Raw genomic sequence first — 2,034 nt, forward strand, 5'->3', positions numbered from 1 at the left:
GTCTGCGGCGCGTTGCAATGCGCCGGCACGCCAATCGGCGAGGCCCGCGGCATAGCTGGCGAGGATGTCCTTTTGTTCGGCGCTGGTCTCTGCGGCGAGGCCATGCAGCTCGAAGATCCTGATCGCCTGGGCGCGGCCCTTGACCCTGATGGTGTCGAGCTCGCGCCAGGCAAAGGCGTCGCCGGCCAGTGCCACGGTGATATCGGAGGCGATGATGGTGGTGCCGTAGAACTTGTTGGCGCCTTCGAGCCGCGAGGCGACGTTCACCGCATCGCTCATGACCGAGTAGTTGAAGCGGCGCTGCGAGCCGAAATTGCCGACTAGCGCATCGCCGCTGTTGATGCCGATACGCTGGGCAACCTTGATGCCGCGAAACGCCGTGGAGCTATTGTTCAGCTCGGCCAGCCGCGTCTTGCATTGGAGTGCGGCGCGCGCCGCGCTTGCGGCATGATCGGGATCGTCGAGCGGCGCGCCGAACACCGCGACCACGGAGTCGCCGATATATTTGTCGACATATCCGCCATGGTCTTCGATCACGTCCGATATCGCCGTGAGATATTCGTTGGTGAGCGCCATCAGATCGTGCGGCGACATCCGCTCGGCAATCGCTGAAAAGCCCTCGATGTCGGAGAAGAACACGGTGACGTCACGGGTCTCGCCGCCAAGCTGCGGCAGCTTGTGCGAGGCCAGCATCCGCTCGATCTCGCGCGGCGCGAGGTAATAGGCAAAGCTCCTCTCGAGCAGCCTGCGGTCCTTGTCGCTGACCATGAAGCGGTAGCCGATCATGGCCGCCAGCGCGAGCACGCCGGAGCCGACCGGCTCGACCAGGGGCAGGGCAAGAGCATGATTGAACAGAAACGTCGCCGCAGCAGTGTAGATCACGGCGACGCCGAGCAGCATCGCTGCTGATGTCGCCGGCCTGAACAGCTGCGCCAGCGCGGCGGCTGCGAGCGCGATCATCACGGCGAGCAGCAGCGAGGGCGCGCGGCCGAGCTCGATCGCCGCGTCGTTGCGGATCAAATTGTTGACGGCCGTGGCGTGGATATAGACCCCGGGAATGGTGCTGCGGGCAAAGCCATCGGCGGTCTTTCGTTGGGGCAGGGCGCAGCGTGGCCGCCGCGCACCCTGGGTACGGGTGGCGAAACGTTTCGATGTCTGCAGCCGGTCGTCGAGCCCGGTCACGGTACCGATCAGCACGACCTTGCCGGCAAACTCGCGGCGGAAATAATCCTTGTCGCCTTTGATCGCGCAGGCCCTGAGATCGGCAAAGGAGTAGGTCGGGATGTCGTCGGCGCCGCCGTCGAAATTCAGCGTCATCGTGTTGGGAACGCTGCCGGCAACGCGATTACCCGCAAGCGTGAGCGTGCCGTCGGCGTCGATCACGGGCTGCGTGCCGAGCGTGCGGGCTGCCAGCTCGACCGCCATCGTCGGCACCGCGCCGTCTTTGGTGGCGAAGGTCAGGGGAATGCGGCGCGCGACGTCGTCGCGATCCATGTAGACGTTGAGCGGCCGCAGGTTGGCGGCGCCATGGACGGCGATCTGCTGGCCGCGCGAGGGCAGGACAGGTTGCGGGCCCATAACCTCGCCCAGCACGAGCCTGCCGGCCGCCGCTCCGCGCGCGAGCGCGAGCAGGAAATCGTGGTCGAAGCCGCGCACCTTGTCGCCCAGCGTGCCGTCTGCGAACGGGATCTCGGATAGTTCGATCGAATCCTGAAACACGATGTCGAAGCCGACGACCTCTGCGCCGCCGTCCAGCGTCGCACTGAGCACGCGGCCGATCTCGCCGGTCCAGGCCGGTAGCGGCGACCCTTTCAGGGGCGGCGACTGGTAACTGTCCTCGTCGATGCCGATGACGACAGCCAGGCTTTGCGCCGGATCGTGCCTGTGACCTGATGTCTCGAAGCGCAGCCAGGTCAGGATGTCGAGCGACAGGCCGCGTCCGCGGTCGAGCAGGGGCGAGGCGAACAGCGCGGCACTCGCCAACGCGATCGCGAGCACGGCGAGGACGTCGCGCGTTCGCCGGCCGACGGTCAC

At 66.4% G+C, this 2,034-nt stretch carries 1 protein-coding gene; it reads right to left on the reverse strand.

Translation table 11 applies throughout. The features are described 5' to 3' along the window. Positions 1–2,034, reverse strand: a 2,034-nt coding sequence (locus tag WA702_RS29830) for a CHASE2 domain-containing protein (RefSeq protein ID WP_425114121.1), incomplete at both ends; no start/stop codon positions are given.

Source organism: Bradyrhizobium sp. (genome assembly GCF_049798375.1).
GTDB lineage: Bacteria > Pseudomonadota > Alphaproteobacteria > Rhizobiales > Xanthobacteraceae > Bradyrhizobium.